This window comes from Ruminococcus sp. 1001713B170207_170306_F1, assembly GCF_015668065.1.
GTDB lineage: Bacteria > Bacillota > Clostridia > Lachnospirales > Lachnospiraceae > Blautia_A > Blautia_A faecis.
Window position 1 is genome coordinate 79,947 of the sequence record NZ_JADPEX010000017.1, and the last position, 18,340, is coordinate 98,286.

Annotated in this window: 13 protein-coding genes and 1 tRNA gene; 13 read left to right on the top strand and 1 reads right to left on the bottom strand. The window is 43.8% G+C overall.

From position 1 onward, the window contains the following. Nucleotides 1-91: 91 nt before the first annotated feature. The 9 genes from I4V84_RS11460 to I4V84_RS11500 all read left to right on the top strand — a co-directional run bounded on the left by I4V84_RS11460 (nucleotide 92) and on the right by I4V84_RS11500 (nucleotide 11,669). On the top strand, nucleotides 92-1,960 hold the full coding sequence (locus I4V84_RS11460) for a glycosyltransferase family 2 protein (RefSeq protein ID WP_195992036.1): 1,869 nt from the start codon (nucleotides 92-94) through the stop codon (nucleotides 1,958-1,960). A 9-nt stretch (nucleotides 1,961-1,969) separates the two neighbouring features. Then, nucleotides 1,970-2,926: a glycosyltransferase family 2 protein gene (locus I4V84_RS11465; protein WP_148461724.1), complete on the top strand. Its 957-nt coding sequence runs from the start codon at nucleotides 1,970-1,972 to the stop codon at nucleotides 2,924-2,926. Between the two features lie 228 nt (nucleotides 2,927-3,154). Continuing rightward, entirely contained in the window at nucleotides 3,155-4,558 is a 1,404-nt protein-coding gene (locus I4V84_RS11470) for an undecaprenyl-phosphate glucose phosphotransferase (RefSeq protein ID WP_148461723.1), read from the top strand. 14 nt (nucleotides 4,559-4,572) lie between these two features. Next, nucleotides 4,573-5,985: an LCP family protein gene (locus tag I4V84_RS11475; RefSeq protein ID WP_118579654.1), complete on the top strand. Its 1,413-nt coding sequence runs from the start codon at nucleotides 4,573-4,575 to the stop codon at nucleotides 5,983-5,985. 153 nt (nucleotides 5,986-6,138) lie between these two features. After that, entirely contained in the window at nucleotides 6,139-7,059 is a 921-nt protein-coding gene (locus tag I4V84_RS11480) for a glycosyltransferase family 2 protein (RefSeq protein WP_195992038.1), read from the top strand. 216 nt (nucleotides 7,060-7,275) lie between these two features. After that, a complete protein-coding gene (locus I4V84_RS11485; RefSeq protein ID WP_243284082.1) occupies nucleotides 7,276-8,961 on the top strand; it encodes a trypsin-like peptidase domain-containing protein in 1,686 nt (561 codons plus the stop codon). Nucleotides 8,962-9,125: 164 nt separating this feature from the next. After that, nucleotides 9,126-10,559 carry an ATP-dependent Clp protease ATP-binding subunit ClpX gene (gene clpX / locus I4V84_RS11490; protein ID WP_118579648.1) on the top strand — a complete coding sequence of 478 codons (1,434 nt, stop codon included), beginning with the start codon at nucleotides 9,126-9,128 and terminating at the stop codon, nucleotides 10,557-10,559. A 107-nt stretch (nucleotides 10,560-10,666) separates the two neighbouring features. Continuing rightward, a complete protein-coding gene (locus tag I4V84_RS11495; protein WP_195992040.1) occupies nucleotides 10,667-11,191 on the top strand; it encodes a zinc ribbon domain-containing protein in 525 nt (174 codons plus the stop codon). 13 nt (nucleotides 11,192-11,204) lie between these two features. After that, nucleotides 11,205-11,669 carry a signal peptidase II gene (locus tag I4V84_RS11500; protein WP_195992042.1) on the top strand — a complete coding sequence of 155 codons (465 nt, stop codon included), beginning with the start codon at nucleotides 11,205-11,207 and terminating at the stop codon, nucleotides 11,667-11,669. A gap of 37 nt (nucleotides 11,670-11,706) precedes the next feature. Here I4V84_RS11500 and I4V84_RS11505 read toward each other — a convergent pair whose 3' ends face one another. Then, nucleotides 11,707-11,955 (bottom strand): helix-turn-helix transcriptional regulator, encoded by a 249-nt coding sequence (locus I4V84_RS11505; protein WP_118579639.1) that lies wholly within the window; start codon nucleotides 11,953-11,955, stop codon nucleotides 11,707-11,709. Between the two features lie 267 nt (nucleotides 11,956-12,222). Between I4V84_RS11505 and I4V84_RS11510 the strand changes: the two genes are divergently transcribed. From I4V84_RS11510 to I4V84_RS11525, 4 genes are all read left to right on the top strand, one after another. After that, nucleotides 12,223-12,306 (top strand) — tRNA-Leu (locus I4V84_RS11510). A 236-nt stretch (nucleotides 12,307-12,542) separates the two neighbouring features. After that, nucleotides 12,543-13,619 (top strand): carbamoyl phosphate synthase small subunit, encoded by a 1,077-nt coding sequence (locus I4V84_RS11515; RefSeq protein WP_118584285.1) that lies wholly within the window; start codon nucleotides 12,543-12,545, stop codon nucleotides 13,617-13,619. Next, the gene (carB, locus tag I4V84_RS11520) at nucleotides 13,619-16,834 is read left to right on the top strand and encodes a carbamoyl-phosphate synthase large subunit (protein WP_195992051.1); all 3,216 of its coding nucleotides are present in this window, start codon (nucleotides 13,619-13,621) and stop codon (nucleotides 16,832-16,834) included. Before I4V84_RS11515 ends, carB begins: the two co-directional genes overlap by 1 nt. A 301-nt stretch (nucleotides 16,835-17,135) precedes the next feature. Beyond that, nucleotides 17,136-18,038, top strand: a complete 903-nt coding sequence (locus I4V84_RS11525; RefSeq protein ID WP_195992053.1) for an undecaprenyl-diphosphate phosphatase — start codon at nucleotides 17,136-17,138, stop codon at nucleotides 18,036-18,038. Nucleotides 18,039-18,340 lie beyond the last annotated feature (302 nt).

The window sequence follows — 18,340 nt, forward strand, 5'->3', positions numbered from 1 at the left end:
TGGTTCAATTCAACCTTTCTTTTACAGCTTCCTTGCAAAATTGTTTCTTCAATGTTAAAATAGGGTCATTATAAAAGCAAAGGATTTTAATATGAGCGATAAAAACGGATCAGAGGGACGGATCCAGTGGTCTCGTTTCTTCAAAAAATTATCTCCTTACATGATCCAGAAGGGACTTTTGTATCTGAAACATTATGGTCCCAGGGAGTTCTGGATACGGCTGCACGAGCGCTTTGAGCCGGAGGAGATCCCCTATGGTCCCTGGTACGCGGCATATGTGCCGGACCAGACGGTCCTTGACAAACAAAGAAAGAAAAAATTTGCTTACGCACCTCTTATCAGCGTGGTAGTTCCGGCTTATCGTACTCCGGAATTATTTTTGCGGCAGATGATCGATTCACTGGAAGCACAGACCTATGAGGACTGGGAGCTTTGCATTGCCAATGGAAGTCCGGAAGATCAGTCTATGAGAAAAGTGCTGGAAGAATACAGCAGCAGGGACAGGAGAGTACGCTGGCAGGAACTCACTGAGAATAAAGGGATTGCAGAGAACACCAATGCTGCATTTGCCATGGCAAAGGGAGAATTTGTGGGGCTTCTGGATCATGATGATCTTCTTGCGCCAAATGCTCTTTACGAGGTTGTGAATGCACTGAACCAGCATGAGCACGGGGATGCAGTATACACAGATGAGGATAAGGTAACTGCTGAACTGGACGAGCATTTTCAGCCGCACCTGAAGCCGGATTTTAATATTGATCTGCTTCGTTCCAATAACTATATTTGTCACTTTTTTGTTGTGCGGCGGCAGCTGGTAGAAGAAGTGGGCGGATTCCGCAGGGAATTTGACGGTGCACAGGACTATGATTTTATTTTCCGTTGTGTGGAAAAAGCCAGGGAAGTGGTGCATGTACCGGAGATTTTGTACCATTGGCGTACCCACAAGGCATCTACTGCTGATAATCCTGCAAGTAAGATGTACGCTTTTGAAGCAGGCAAACGTGCTATCGAGGCACATCTTGAGAGGACTGGAGTAAAAGGCACTGTAAGCCATACTCCGGATCTTGGATTTTACAGAGTGAAATACCCGGTACAGGGACATCCGCTTGTTTCCATTATCATTCCCAATAAAGACGAGAAGGAAACTCTGGAGAAATGCCTGGAATCTATTAAGAAGAACACACTCTACGACAATTATGAGATCATTATCGTGGAGAATAACAGCACTACAGATGAGATTTTTGATTATTACAGGAAGATTTCAGAGGATCCCAGGATCCATCTGATCTGCTGGAAAAAGAAATTCAACTATTCCGCGATCAACAACTTTGGGGTTAAAAATGCCAGAGGTGAATATCTCCTTTTTCTGAATAATGATGTAACGGTCATTACAGAGGACTGGATGGGAGAAATGCTGGGGGTGTGTCAGCGAAGAGAAGTGGGAGCGGTAGGTGTGAAACTGATCTATCCGGACAATACCATCCAGCACGCAGGCTGTGTGATCGGAATTGGTGGAATTGCAGGTCATATGTTTGTGGATATGCCTGCGGATCGTACCGGATATCTCCACAAGGCGTCTATTTTACAGGATATGAGCGCTGTAACTGCAGCCTGTATGATGATGAAGCGCAGTGCTTTTGACAAAGTGGGCGGCTTCACAGAAGAACTTGCAGTCGCCTTTAACGATGTGGATCTGTGCCTGAAGACTACGAAAGCAGGTTATCTGGTGGTTTATGATCCTTATGCAAGGCTTTACCATATGGAATCCAAGACCCGCGGAGCAGAGAACAATGAGGTGAAAGTCAGACGTTTCCAGCGGGAAATCGAATATATGAGATGTAACTGGATCGATATTCTGAAGAACGGTGATCCCAATTATAATAAGAATCTTTCCCTGACCAAGTGGAATTATTCTTTAAGACCACTTCCGGGCATGACCGGCAAAAAGGAGGAAGACTAAGAAGACATTATGCAGGAAGTATCAGTCATTATTCCCAATTATAATGGGATGGCATATCTGGAGGGTGTGCTTTCAAGCCTGGAGCAGCAGGCGTTTCAGAATTTTGAGACCATTCTGGTGGACAATGGATCCTCAGATGGAAGCGTTGCCTTTGTAATGGGGAACTTTCCCTGGGTACACATTGTGGAGCTGCCAGATAATTTCGGCTTTTCAAGAGCTGTAAATGAGGGGATTTATGCATCACGGACACCTTATGTGCTCCTTTTGAATAACGATACAGAAGTAGATAAGAATTTTGTAGGGGAAATGCTGGCAGCTATAAAGCGTCATAAGAAGGCCTTCTCCTGCAGTGCAAGGATGATCTGTTATCATGACCGGAATAAACTGGATGATGCAGGAAATTATTATTCTGCTCTTGGCTGGGCATATGCCCGGGGCAAAGGAAAGGATATTCATTCCTTTGAGAAGGAAGGGCGGATATTTGCTTCATGCGCTGGCGCAGCTATTTACCGTAAGAAGGTTTTTGAGAAAATCGGATATTTTGATGAAGAGCATTTTGCATATCTGGAAGATATTGATGTGGGCTATCGTGCCAGGATCTTTGGATATGAGAACTGGTATGTGCCAGCTGCACTGGTCTATCATGTAGGCAGCGGAACAAGCGGATCCAGATACAATCAGTTTAAGACCAGATATTCTTCAAGAAATAATATTTATCTGATCTACAAAAATATGCCGGTTCTTCAGATTATTTTGAATCTTCCTTTTCTGGTGCCGGGCTTTGGCATGAAGATCCTGTTTTTTTCCCAGAAGGGAATGGGCAGGGAGTATGTGGCAGGAATCAAAAATGGGTTCCAGATCAGTCATAGAAATAAAAAAGTGAAGTTCCACATGAGAAATCTTGGAAGATACGCCAGAATCCAGCTGGAACTGTGGTGGAATATAATTTACAGATTTATGGTATAAAAAGTTTGTGCAGAAGTGATTCGTTAGTATTTCGTAACTATTTTTCACATTAATGTATGAAGAATTTATTGCAATTCTGTTTTATCTATTATAAGATAGAGAAAGTCACAGACCAGATAGTGCTTAAAGCGTGAGATGTGGATGAAACGCGCAGCAGGAACAGGTTTGTGAAGGTTGCTGTGAGTGACAGACCCAGCAACATGTGAAGAAGGGCAGAGGTGGCAGAGATTGATTAAAGATAATCAGAAGAACTTCAGTCGGCTCCATGTCGTTATAGATGCCTGTGTAATTACGTTATCTTATATGTTTGCCTGGGCGCTGAGATTTATCGGACCTTTTGCAGCAAATGCTGTCCGGGCCAGAAGCTTCCAGCAGTATATGTCTGCACTGGTATTTATCCTGCCGGCATATATTCTGCTGTATCATGCGTTTTCACTGTATGAACCAATGCGGATGCAGGGAAGACGTCTTGTGCTGTCTAATATTGTAAAAGCCAATTCTCTTGGTATTCTGATCACTACATTTATTTTGTATACCATTGAAGAAGGCGATATTTCCCGTTCTGTACTGTATATGTTTTATGGAATCTGCATTGTGGCAAGCTGGGGAGCAAGAATGTTCATTTTCTACAGCCTGCGCAAAATGCGAAAGAAAGGACTGAACCAGAAACAGGTAGTGCTGGTTGGGTACAGCCGGGCAGCAGAAGAGTATATTGACCGCATTCAGCAGAACCCTCAGTGGGGATATGTGGTAAGAGGCATTCTGGATGACAATATTACTGCAGGTACCATGTATAAAGGCGTCAAGGTGATCGGAAGAATTGCCAATCTGAACGTGATCCTGCCGGAGAGCAGGCTTGACGAGATTGCGATTACACTGGGATTAAGTGAATATTATCGACTGGAGGAGATTGTAGCACTTTGTGAGAAATCAGGAGTGCATACAAAATTTATTCCGGATTATAATAAGATTATTCCTACGAAACCATATACAGAGGATATTCTGGGACTTCCGGTGATCAATATCCGGTATGTTCCCCTTAGTAATACTTTTAATGCCATGATAAAAAGAATAATGGATATTTGTGGCTCCATTATTGGAATCATTGTGGCGTCGCCGATCATGCTGGTATTGTGTGCGCTGATAAAGCTCACTTCTCCTGGTCCGCTGATCTATCGGCAGGAACGTGTGGGCCTCCATAATCAGACTTTCTGGATGTATAAATTCCGTTCTATGGAGATTCAGCCGGAGGCAGAGGAGAAGAAAGCATGGACAGTAAAAAATGATCCCAGGGTTACAGCAATCGGCAGATTTATGCGAAGAACCAGCCTTGATGAACTTCCCCAGCTTTTTAATATTTTAAAGGGAGATATGAGTCTGGTAGGGCCAAGACCTGAGAGACCATTTTTTGTGGAAAAGTTCCGTGAAGAGATTCCGAGATATATGGTGAAGCACCAGGTAAGACCCGGGCTGACCGGATGGGCACAGGTAAACGGATACAGAGGTGACACTTCCATCCGCAAGAGGATTGAGTGTGATCTTTACTATATCGAGAACTGGACTGTAGGGCTTGATATCAAGATAATGTTTATGACGATCTTTAAAGGATTCATTAATAAGAATGCGTATTGAGAAAGGAAAGAAAAATGGCAAGACCTGGTAGAAAAAAGAGGACTGCTTTGTTTATTGTGGAAATTATCTGTCTTTTGCTGTTTATTGGCGGATTGTATGTATATGGACAGATTGATTCCAGATTGAACAAGATTGAGACACCTCAGCTGGATGAGAGCAAGATTGTTACGAATGTGACAGCACCACAGATGTCTGGCTATACAACTTATGCACTTTTCGGAATCGACCAGCGTTCCAAGAATGCTGCGCTTGATGCACAGAACAGTGATACCATTATCATTGCAAGTATTAATAATGATACCAAAGAGGTGAAGCTTGCTTCCGTATATCGTGATACTCTTCTGGATATTGGAAATGATACTTATACCAAGGCAAATGCTGCTTACGCATATGGTGGTCCGGAACAGGCTATTTCCATGCTGAATACCATGCTTGACCTGAAAATTACGGATTACGTAACTGTTAATTTTAATGCAATGGTAGCTGCAATAGATGCACTTGGCGGTCTTGATATTCCTCTTTCCTATGCGGAAATGGTGTTTATGAATGACTATTGTATAGAAACTTCCCAGGAGACCGGCAAAAGCTACACGCCAGTAGAACTGCCGGATCCCAAGCCGGAGAACGAGGAGGAAATCCTTGGAACATACCATCTGAATGGTGTACAGTCAGTTTCTTACTGTCGTATCCGTTACACTGCAAGCATGGATATGGGACGTACTGAGCGTCAGCGCCGTGTGATCGGAATGATGGTTGACAAAGCAAAGGCAGCAGGAATTACCACCATTTTCAATATTATGGACGAGGTATTTCCTATGATTTCCACATCCATCACGAAGACTGAGATTCTGAACCTGATTCCGACGCTGATGGGGTATAACATTGCAGATACTACCGGTTTCCCAGCCAAGTACAAATTTGCGGATGTGAAGAAGGCCAGCATGGTTGTTGCAGACACGCTGGAGGATAATGTAAAGGAACTTCATAAGTTTCTGTATGGTGCTGATGAGAATTACCAGCCGTCACAGAACATTGTGGAGGCGAATGCCCGGATCATTGAGCTTGTAGGCGGTGCAGATACCTTGGTTGACCAGTCTCCGATTGCAAGTAATGAAGCAGGAAATTCTTCTGATATTGTATGGCAGGGTGACGGAAGCGGAAACTATGATTACAACGATTATGGTGGAAGCGATTACGACAATAGCTATGATAACAGCTACGACAACAGCTATGATAACAGCTACGACAATAGCTATGACAGCGGAAACGACTATAGTGGAGACGATAGCGGCGATTATAGCGATGGCAGTTATGACAGTGGAAGTGATTCTGGCAGCAGTTACGATAATGGAGGAGACTACAGCGGCGGAGATTATAGTGGAGACAGCTCCGGCGATGGCGGTTTCGAAGATGGAAGCGGATATTGATCAGTAGATAAATATTCCATGATTGAAAATTTAAAGGGACCATCCGAAAGGAAGTGGTCCCTTTTTCGCGAAAAGGATGTGCGCTCTGCCAGCAGTGTTACCATATTGCAAAAGTATATTTATTCGTGCAGAGCCTGAAAGAGGAGAGATACTATGGAAACAGTTGACGTAATTATTCCTGCATACCGTCCGGGAAAAGAATTTGAGAAGTTGTTGGATTCTCTTTCCACACAGAATTATCCAGTGGAAAAAATTCTTGTTATGAATACAGAAGAGAAATTCTGGAACACGGCCTGGGAGAAAAAATTTCCAAAAGTGAACGTGGTACATTTAAAAAAGGCGGATTTTGACCACGGTGGAACCAGATGCCGGGGAGCAAGACTGTCTGATTCAGATATTATGGTATTTATGACTCAGGATGCAGTTCCGGCAGACAGAAATCTGATTGGAAATCTGATCCGTCCACTGCAGGAAAATTCCAAAGTTGGAGCTGCCTACGCAAGACAGCTGGCTCGGGAGGACTGTGCTTACCTGGAAAAATACACCAGAAGATTTAATTATCCGGAAACTTCTTCTATAAAATGGGAAAAAGATACTGGCATATATGGAATAAAAACTTATTTTTGCTCCAATGTGTGTGCAGCTTATAAGAAAAGTATTTATGAGAAAATTGGCGGTTTTGTAAAAAAAGCTATTTTTAATGAAGACATGATCTATGCAGGAACTATGGCAAAGCGGGGATATGGAATTGCCTATGCTGCAGATGCCTGTGTGATCCATTCACACAATTATTCATGCAGACAGCAGTTTCACCGGAATTTTGATCTGGGTGTTTCCCAGGCAGATCATCCGGAGATTTTTGAGGGAGTACCATCAGAGGGAGAGGGACTTCGCCTTGTGAAAAAGAGCCTGGCTTATCTTATAAAAACAGGGCATATCTGGCTGGTTCCCAAGCTGGCAGGGCAAAGTGGCTTCAAATATATGGGATATTTTCTTGGAAAAAGATATAAAAAGCTGCCGAAAAAGGTGATTTTGTTTTGTACTATGAACCGTGAATATTGGAAAAACGAGTAACTGTTCAGTGTTTTTACAGTTATGCACTTCGTGAATAGGGACTGTGGCTATGAAAGGTGACACTTTTTTTCGTGTCACCTTTTCTTAATGAATCTATCACATTTTCAACACAATTGCTTGCTAAACTTGTATCATAAATAAAAGAAAATGTTACAGAATGCTGCAGATTCCAACGTGAACAGCAGCACTGTTTATGAACATAGAAGGGAGCAGAAAATGAGTGATGAATGGAATTGGGGACAGGAGCCAGAGAAAATGGATGGCAGCTCCCAACAGCCAGAGAATACAGATGAATCCGGATCGGCTGCATCGGATCAGACAGCGGCCCCCGAAGATGAATTGAATGAAAATGTAACTTATCATTACAAATATACCAGCAGCAGAAATTCAGATGGTGCAGGAAGCACAGACAATGGAAATTATTACGCTTCCAGCAATAATTCAGATACTTCCGGAAATTCATCCAAAGACAGCGGTTTTGAGTCCCAATCTTCGGAACCCAGATATGCGCATTATCAGGTTGATGAACAGGAGAAGAAGCCTGAGGAAAAAAAGAAAGGAAGACATCACAGACTTCATAATGATAAGGCAGCATCTTCCGGTTTTGGAAGGAAAGCAGGAAATACTATTACGCTGGCTGTGATTTTTGGTCTGGTGGCAGGTCTGGTATTTCAGGCAGTGAATATGGTGTCGGATAAATATTTTAAGAAAGAAACTCAGACTGCAGTAGGGTCTGCAGAGACACTTACTTCTTCAGCATCTGCCAGTACCACGGCAGAAGAAAGCACAGATGCAGGCGAAGGCATCAATGCAGAAATCGTAGCAAATGAAAAAGGTCCCGTTGCAGGGGTTGCCCAGGCTGCAATGCCCTCAGTCGTGGCAATCACTTCAGTAAGCATGCAGGAAATTCGCAGCTTTTTCGGCTATGGAATGGAATATCCCAGTACAGGAAGCGGTTCTGGTATTATTGTCGGAGAGAATGATGATGAACTTCTCATTGCTACCAACAATCATGTAGTGGAGGGCGCTACTACACTGAGTGTCTGCTTTATCGGAAGTGATGTGGTAAGTGCAGAACAGGAAACTGAGAATTATATAAATGGAAATGGAGACTTGAATATTGATGGTGCAGTTTCCGCAAAGATAAAAGGAACTGACGAGGATACAGACCTTGCGGTGATTGCAGTTGAAAAAAGTGACATTCCGGAAGAAACCATGAGCCAGATTAAAATTGCCCAGCTTGGCAATTCGGATGATCTTGCTGTTGGTGAGCAGGTGGTTGCCATTGGTAATGCACTTGGTTATGGTCAGACTGTAACATCTGGCTGGGTAAGTGCCCTGGATCGCACTGTTCAGTCCGATTCCAATACTTATGAGGAGCTGATCCAGACAGATGCAGCAATTAATCCTGGCAACAGTGGTGGTGCCCTTTTAAATATGCAGGGAGAATTGATTGGAATTAACTGTGCCAAAATTGCATCAAGCAGTATAGAGGGAACCGGATATGCCATTCCGATTTCCAAGGCACAGCCCATTCTGGAAGAACTTATGAATCGTAAGACAAGGGATAAAGTTTCAGATGAGTCACAGATTGGCTATCTGGGAGTTAAATTCGCCGATCTTTCCAGAGAAGCAATCCAGATGTATAATATGCCATCTGGTGCATTTGTTATGGATGTGTATCCGGGAGAGGCAGCAGATAATGCCGGAATCCAGAAAAGTGATATTATTACCAAGCTGGATGGCCAGAAGGTTTCAAGTAAGGCTGATATCAACGATAAGCTTCAGTATTATTCAGCTGGTGAAGAAATCGAAATTGAGGTGGCACGGTTAAATAACGGAGAGTATGAGGAATCGACAGTAACTGTTACATTGAGTGCAAGACCGGATGGTAATCAGTAATATGCAAGGGGAGCTGATAAGGCTCCCCTTTTCACATTTTATAAAAAGTTAATTTCTAAATCAGAGAAAAGTATGGTACAATAAGAAAACAAAAATGATTTTTACATAAGATAGGAAAGACTGCTGGTCAGCCTGATAACAGCAGCAGGAAAGGAAATAATTATATGACTGAACATTTTGACGATGAAAAAGACGAAATCATCGATGGCGATATAACAGAGAAGAACGATGATCACGAAGATGACAGCGATTATGAGAAATTCTGTTTTCTCTGTCATCGTCCGGAGAGCCAGGCAGGCAAAATGATCGAGCTTCCTAACAATATACATATCTGTAATGATTGTATGCAGAAAAGCTTTGACACCATGACCCAGCAGATGAATAACGGACTGAATCTGAACGATCTTCTTAATATGCCTAATGTGAGTATGATCAATCTTGGCAGTATTCAGGATGCAATTCCTCGTCCGAAGAAAGTAAAGAAGAAAAAAGAAGATGCCAGGCCAGAGATTGATCTTAAGAAGATCCCGGCACCACATAAGATCAAGGCAAGCCTTGACGAATATGTAATTGGTCAGGAGAGAGCCAAGAAAGTAATGTCTGTTGCTGTCTATAATCATTATAAGCGTGTGGCTACAGACACTATGGATGAGATTGAGATAGAGAAGTCCAATATGCTGATGATCGGACCTACCGGATGCGGAAAGACCTACCTGGTAAAAACTCTTGCCAGACTTCTGGACGTGCCGCTGGCTATTGCAGATGCTACTTCTCTTACAGAGGCAGGCTATATTGGTGACGATATTGAGAGTGTGATCTCCAAGCTTCTTGCTGCAGCAGATAATGATGTGGAGAAAGCAGAGCATGGGATTGTCTTTATTGATGAGATTGACAAGCTGGCCAAGAAAAAGAACACCAATCAGCGTGATGTAAGCGGTGAAGCGGTTCAGCAGGGACTTTTGAAGCTTCTGGAGGGAAGCGAGGTAGAGGTGCCGGTCGGAGCCAACAGCAAAAATGCCATGGTTCCTATGGTAACGGTAAATACCAGAAATATTCTGTTTATCTGTGGAGGGGCATTCCCGGATCTGGAGAATATTATCAAGGAGAGACTGAATAAGCAGGCATCTATCGGCTTTTACGCAGACCTGAAGGACAAATATGACAATGATCCACATATTCTGGAGAAGGTAACAGTAGATGATATCCGTGCATTTGGCATGATTCCGGAATTTATCGGACGTCTGCCGATTATATATACACTGGACGGACTGAATGAGGATATGTTAGTGCAGATTCTGAAGGAACCGAAGAATGCAATTCTGAAACAATATCAGAAGCTCCTTGCCCTGGATGAGGTGAAGCTGGATTATGAGGAGGATGCGCTTCACGCGATTGCGGCCAAGGCACTGGAGAAGCACACTGGAGCCAGAGGTCTTCGCGCTATTCTGGAGGAATATATGCTGGATATCATGTATGAGATTCCGAAAGATGACAGTATTGGACAGGTGATCATTACCAGAGAATATATTGAAGGTACAGGCGGTCCGAGAATCCTGCTTCGCGGACAGGAAATTCCCCTGATCGGGATGGCTCAGTAGACAGGGAAACAGGTGTTTCATCACTTTGCAGCTGTTCAGGAGACAGCTTTTAGCCGTAAAAGTACTGAATAGTTACAACACTTTTTATATGAAAAGGAGATGGTATTATGGCACGTGATTTTTTTGACGAGTTAAGTGACACAATTACAAGGACAACCAAGGATCTTGGAAAAAAAGCCGGTCAGCTTTATGAGGCGCAGAAGATCAGAAGCAAGATTTCTAGTGAAGAGCAGATGGTACAGAAACTGAAAGCAGACATTGGAAATGTGATCTTTGAAAAGTACAAAGAAGGTGCAGAAGTAGAAGAAGCTCTTAAAGGGTTCTGCGAAGAGATTGAGCAGCATCTGGATATTATTGACGGATATAAGGATGCAGCAGCGGAGATGAAGGGACGGAAAATCTGTCCGGCATGTGGAAAATCTGTAGACAGAAGTGTCTCCTTTTGTCCATATTGTGGCTCTGTATGCCCGACTCCGGAACCGGAGAAAGCTGAGGGTGATGTGGTGGACACTGAGACTGCAGAACCTGTAGAAGAGACAGAAGAGAAGCAGGCAGAGAATGAGGCAGGTACAGAGGAAGAAAAGGTCTCAACAGAAACTGAGAAAAGTGGTCAGGATTTTCCGGATAAATAAGGAGGCAGCATCTATGCTTTCGCTAACAATTGCCGGCGGAATCTTTCTGCTGGATTATAAGATAAAAGAACATATTGACTGTACCCGCCTTCAGGGAAGCAAAGAAGAAGTACTGGGAGGCAGACTGCTCCTTCGGAACTGTCACAATAAAGATAAGATTCTTGGTAAGGTAAAAATCGGCAGGGAGAATTGCCAGGAGCTTGCAGCAGCCGGTATGGGTTGTGTGGCAGGGGAATACTGGCACCAGCTTCTCCACGGCGGAAATAAGCTTAGCAGAGTCGGTCTTGCCATGATCCTGGGTGGTGGAATGTCCAACTACACAGACCGTCGAAATAAAGGATATGTTACAGATTATGTGAGCCTGAATGTGAAGAACAAAGAAATTCGTAAGATCGTATTTAATCTGTCTGACGTATGTATTGCTGCAGGTACTATTCTGTGGGCAGCAGGAAATTTATTTTCATATAGGAAAAAATAATCTGAGACAGAAAACAAAAGACACCTGGCACAGTGCGCTAGGTGTCTTTTGTTTTTCTGGAGAGCAGTGAGGGAGGATAAGGCTGCTTTGTATCTGTGCGTTCCAGCAGATAATCTACACTTACATTATAGAAGTCTGCAATTTTGCATAAGACATCAGGAGGGATGATTCTTTCCCCTCGTTCATAACGTGAGTAGGTACGCTGGATCACATTGAGATAGTGAGCCATGTATTTCTGTGTCAGATCATGATCTTCCCGCAGCTCTCTGATTCTTTTGTACGTCATATTTCATTTCTCTGGTGTAAAAGTATAAATAGTATCAGCCGTCAGCCACAGGTGGATAACGGTTGATTTCATTATAAATTGCGGTTCCCCTGGAATAGTTAAAAAGACCAAAACGGACTAAGAACAAATCTATGCCGGAATCCTAAAAGATACAAAAATATATTTTTTAAATTTTTCAAATTTTTTTGAAAATTAGTGTTGACATTTGACTGAATGTGTTGTATTATAATCAAGCAGTCGCGAGAGAGCGATTGAAACATAAGAAATGCAGGAGTGGCGGAATTGGCAGACGCGCAGGCTTCAGGTGCCTGTGGTCGCAAGATCGTGTGGGTTCAAGTCCCATCTCCTGCATTATTTTTTTTCTTTTGTTACGAATGCCAGAGTTGCGTATAAGGTTGGCTGTGAGGCACAGGATGTCTCTTTTATTCAGACTCGGATCCAGTAGCTTTTTTCTGTTGTGCAATTTTTTTCAGCACAACAGAATTTTTTTTTGCTCATATTTTGTTGAAAAAAGCATTTTGCTATGATACAATCTTGAAGATTTAGGATAAAATAAGAAAGAAAATGACATAAGAAAGGGAGATTGTATGAAAGCATTTCTGATATTAGAAGATGGCCATGTATTTACAGGAACCAGCATTGGTTCTGCAAGGGAAGTCATCAGCGAGATCGTTTTTAATACTTCCATGACCGGTTATCTGGAAGTAATGACAGACCCGTCTTACGCAGGACAGGCGGTATGCATGACCTATCCATTAATAGGAAATTACGGAATCTGTTATGATGACCAGGAATCCACCAGACCGTGGATCGACGCATTTATCGTACGTGAATTATCCCGTGTTCCAAGCAATTTCAGAAGCGTTGACACCATTCAGCATTTCTTGACCAAGCATGATATTCCTGGAATCGCAGGAATCGACACCAGAGCTCTTACCAAGATCCTCCGTGAGAAAGGTACCATGAACGGTATGATCACAGTGGATGAAAATTATGACTTAAACGCAATTCTCCCCAAGTTAAAAGCATATACAACTGGTAAAGTAGTGGAAAAAGTAACCTGCCGTGAGAAAGAAATCCTTCCTGGAAATGGTCCGAAGGTAGCCCTCATGGATTTTGGTGCGAAACGTAATATTGCCCGTTCCCTGAATAAGCGCGGATGTCAGGTAACTATTTACCCGGCTCTTACACCGGCCGAGGAGATCCTTGGAGATCATCCGGACGGAATCATGCTCAGCAATGGCCCTGGAGACCCGAAAGAATGCACTTCTATTATTAAAGAAGTAAAGAAACTTTACGATTCCGATGTTCCGATTTTTGCAATCTGTCTTGGACATCAGCTGATGGCACTTGCAACAGGCGGAGATACCTATAAGATGAAATATGGTCACCGTGGTGGAAACCATCCGGTAAAAGACCTTACAACAGGCAGAGTTTACATCTCTTCCCAGAATCATGGCTACGTAGTAGATGCCAAGGACCTTGAGGAGAAAAACATTGCTCATCCTGCATTTGTGAACGTAAATGACGGAACAAACGAAGGAATGGCATACGTTGGAAAGAATATTTTTACTGTACAGTTCCATCCGGAGGCATGCCCGGGACCGCAGGATTCCAGTTACCTGTTTGACAGATTTATGGATATGATGGGAGGAAATAAATAATGCCAAGAAATAAAGACATTAAAAAAGTACTTGTTATTGGTTCAGGTCCGATCATCATCGGCCAGGCAGCAGAGTTTGACTACGCAGGAACACAGGCCTGCCGTTCCCTGAAAGAAGAAGGTCTGGAGGTTGTTCTTCTGAACTCCAATCCGGCTACAATCATGACAGATAAAGATATTGCAGACCGTGTTTACATTGAGCCTCTTACCGTAGAAGTGGTAGAGCAGCTGATCCTGAAAGAGAAGCCAGACAGCGTTCTTCCTACCCTGGGCGGTCAGGCAGGTCTGAACCTTGCCATGGAGCTGGATGAGAAAGGCTTCCTGAAAGAACATAATGTAAGACTGATCGGTACTACAGCCCAGACCATTAAGAAAGCTGAGGATCGTCAGGAATTCAAAGATACCATGGAGAAAATCGGCGAGCCGGTTGCAGCCTCCAAGGTCGTTACCACAGTAGAGGATGGTCTTGCATTTACCAATACCATTGGCTATCCGGTTGTTCTTCGTCCTGCTTACACCCTTGGCGGAAGCGGCGGCGGAATTGCCCACAATGAATACGAGCTTCGTGAGATCCTGGAGAATGGTCTTCGTCTTTCCCGTGTTGGAGAGGTTCTGGTAGAGCGCTGTATCGCAGGCTGGAAAGAAATCGAGTATGAGGTAATGCGTGACAGTGCAGGAAACTGCATCACTGTCTGCAACATGGAGAACATTGACCCGGTTGGTGTCCACACAGGAGACTCCATCGTAGTTGCTCCGTCCCAGACTCTTGGAGACAAAGAGTACCAGATGCTCCGTACCTCTGCCCTGAACATTATCACAGAGCTTGGAATTACAGGCGGATGTAACGTTCAGTACGCACTGAAACCAGACAGCTTCGAATACTGTGTTATCGAGGTTAACCCTCGTGTAAGCCGTTCCTCTGCACTTGCAAGTAAGGCAACTGGTTACCCGATCGCAAAGGTTGCAGCGAAGATCGCACTTGGATATACACTGGATGAGATCCCAAATGCCATCACTGGAAAAACATACGCAAGTTTCGAGCCGATGCTTGACTACTGTGTTGTTAAGATCCCGAGACTTCCATTTGATAAATTTATCACAGCTAAGAGAACCCTTACCACTCAGATGAAAGCTACCGGTGAGGTTATGAGTATCTGCCATAACTTTGAGGGTGCTCTTATGAAAGCAATCCGTTCCTTGGAGCAGCATGTTGACAGTCTGATGTCTTACGATTTTACACAGCTTACAGATGAGGAACTGCTGGATGAGCTGGCAATCGTGGACGACCGCAGAATCTGGAAGATTGCAGAAGCAATCCGCCGTGGTATGCCGCAGTCCATGCTTCATGACATTACCCAGATCGACATCTGGTTCATTGACAAGCTGGCAATCCTTGTTGGAATGGAAAATGCCCTGAAGAACAGAAAACTTACCAAAGAGCTTCTTTTGGAAGCAAAACGTATGGAGTTCCCGGACTACATCATTGCCCGTCTTACAGGCAAAACAGAAGAAGAGATCAAAGATCTTCGTGCAGATTACGGTATCAAGGCTGCTTATAAGATGGTAGATACCTGTGCAGCAGAGTTTGCAGCTGCAACTCCATATTACTATTCTGTATATGGTGATGAAGGCACTGAGAATGAGGCAATTGCCACACCGGATAAGAAAAAGATCCTGGTACTTGGCTCCGGCCCGATCCGTATTGGACAGGGTATTGAGTTTGACTTCTGCTCTGTACACTGTACCTGGGCTTTTGCAAAAGAAGGATATGAAACTATCATTATCAACAACAACCCAGAGACAGTTAGTACAGACTTTGATATTGCAGATAAACTGTATTTCGAGCCTCTTACACCGGAAGATGTTGAGAATATTGTAAATATTGAGAAACCGGACGGAGCTGTTGTACAGTTCGGTGGACAGACCGCCATCAAGCTGACAGAAGCCCTTACCAAGATGGGCGTAAAGATCCTTGGAACATCTGCTGAGAATGTAGACGCTGCTGAGGACCGTGAGCTGTTCGATGAAATCCTGGAGAAATGTCAGATTCCGAGACCGAAGGGACACACTGTATTTACCGCAGAAGAGGCGAAGAAAGCAGCAAATGAGCTGGGCTATCCGGTTCTGGTTCGTCCTTCCTACGTACTTGGCGGACAGGGCATGAGAATTGCTGTAAGCGATGAGGATGTGGAAGAGTACATTGGTGTGATCAACCAGATTGCACAGGAGCATCCGATTCTTGTTGACAAGTACCTGATGGGAAAAGAAATCGAGGTTGATGCCGTTTGCGATGGCGAGGACATCCTGATTCCTGGTATTATGGAGCATATTGAGCGTGCCGGAATCCACTCCGGTGACAGTATTTCCGTATATCCGGCAAGAACCATCAGCGAGAAAGCCAAAGAGACTATTGCAGAGTACACCAGACGTCTTGCAAGAGCACTTCATGTAGTGGGTATGATCAATATCCAGTTCATCGTTCTTGGGGATGATGTATATGTAATCGAGGTTAATCCACGTTCCAGCCGTACCGTACCTTACATCAGCAAAGTTACCGGAATCCCGATTGTACCGCTGGCAACCAAGGTAATCCTTGGATACAAACTGAAAGATATGGGCTATGAGCCTGGTCTTCAGCCAGAGGCAAAACACATTGCCATCAAGATGCCGGTATTCTCCTTCGAGAAGATCCGCGGCGCTGATATCAGCCTTGGACCGGAGATGAAATCTACCGGTGAGTGCCTTGGTATTGCAGAGACCTTCAATGAGGCTCTTTACAAAGCATTCCTTGGAGCTGGAATTCGTCTGCCGAAGTATAAGAACATGATTATGACTGTAAGACCGGAAGAGCAGGAGGACGCTGTACCGATCGCTAAGAGATTTGAGGCACTTGGATACCGTATCTATGCCACAAGAGGAACTGCCAATACTCTGAAAGAGCATGGTGTTAAGGTGATCCGTACCAACAAGCTGGAGCAGCCGGCACCGAACCTTATGGACTTGATCCTTGGTCATAAGATTGATGTGGTTATTGATATCCCATCCCAGGGTGTTGAGCATCAGAAGGATGGTTTCGTGATCAGACGTAATGCTATTGAGACAGGTGTAAATGTTCTTACCAGCCTTGATACTGCAGAGGCTCTGGTAACAAGTCTGGAAAACACAGATGCTAACAAGCTGAGCCTGATTGATATTGCGACTATTGCAAGAAGGTAATAAACATGCTCTAAGACATTAAACAAAGGTTACTGTTCACTCCGTTCACAGTAACGCGCTTCGCGATGCACAGAAATCATGCATTCGCATGATTTCGCGCCGCAATTCTCGGGTTTTCTGTGAACTTTGTTCACAAAAAACGCCTCGCGGAACGTTACCAGTGAACAGTAACAAACAAAGGCTAAATTTTGCGAAAAATGCAAAATACAAGTTTACGAAAGCAAAGTTGTGTAATATACTAAAGAGGACGGAGAAGTTCAGGTCTCCGTCCTCATTTTGTTGAAGTTAGAAAGGGGTAGAAATGGATATTATCGAACTTTTAAAGGTAATTTTCCTGGGTATTGTTGAGGGAATTACTGAGTGGCTCCCTATCAGCAGCACCGGGCATATGATCCTGGTTGATGAATTTATTCATCTGAATGTTTCACAGGATTTTATGGACGTATTTCTGGTTGTGATCCAGCTTGGAGCCATCCTTGCAGTTGTTGTTTTGTATTGGAATAAGCTGTGGCCTTTTTACATAAAGAAGCTTCCAAGAAGAACCCAGATGGCTATTGCGAAGAAGCCCAAATGGGCACAGGTGATCCTGAATTTTGTGGAGCGCTTCTGCGATAAAGAGAAATGGGTGCTGTGGTTTAAGATTGTGGTAGCATGTCTGCCGACCATTGTGATCGCACTTCCGTTTGATGATTTCATTGAAGAACATTTTAATAACTATGTGGTTGTTGCCATTGCACTGATCGTCTACGGTGTTCTGTTTATTATTGTGGAAAACTATAATAAAGGCAGAGAGCCGCAGTGCACAAGTCTGGAAGATTTATCTTTCAAGACGGCGTTTCTCATCGGCTGTTTTCAGGTGCTTTCCGTTATTCCAGGAACATCCAGATCTGGTTCTACCATCATTGGAGGAATCCTGGTTGGTACTTCCCGTACTGTTGCAGCTGAGTTCACCTTCTTCCTTGGAATCCCGGTTATGTTCGGAGCCAGCCTTCTGAAGCTTGTGAAATTCGGTTTTGGATTTACCGGTACAGAGGTGCTGATCCTGGTGATCGGTATGGTGGTAGCGTTTGTAGTTTCCATCCTGGCAATCAAGTTCCTGATGGGCTATATCAAGAAACATGATTTCAAGGCATTTGGATGGTACAGAATCGTACTCGGTGCGCTGGTTTTGGTTTACTTTATTGGTAAGACTTTACTGGCATAAATTATATATAAGAAATTTCGGCGCCAGCCTGCAAGGGAAAATTTGCAGGTTGGCGTTTTTGTTATTTAATGTGTTGGTCATTATCCCGGACGCGATTTCACAATGTATATTCACCGCCGCGCGTCGCAACGTTCCGGCAAGCTAATGACTAACTGCGACTAAGACGCTCAGGAGAGCCTTCGCGCCTAAGTCTTCGTAAGTCATGGATCTCGCCTCCACTAAAACCGCTCCTGAAATGCGCGGCTTGCGAATATACATTGCAAAATCGCTGGTTACTGGAAAGGGAAGAAAGAAACAGTAAC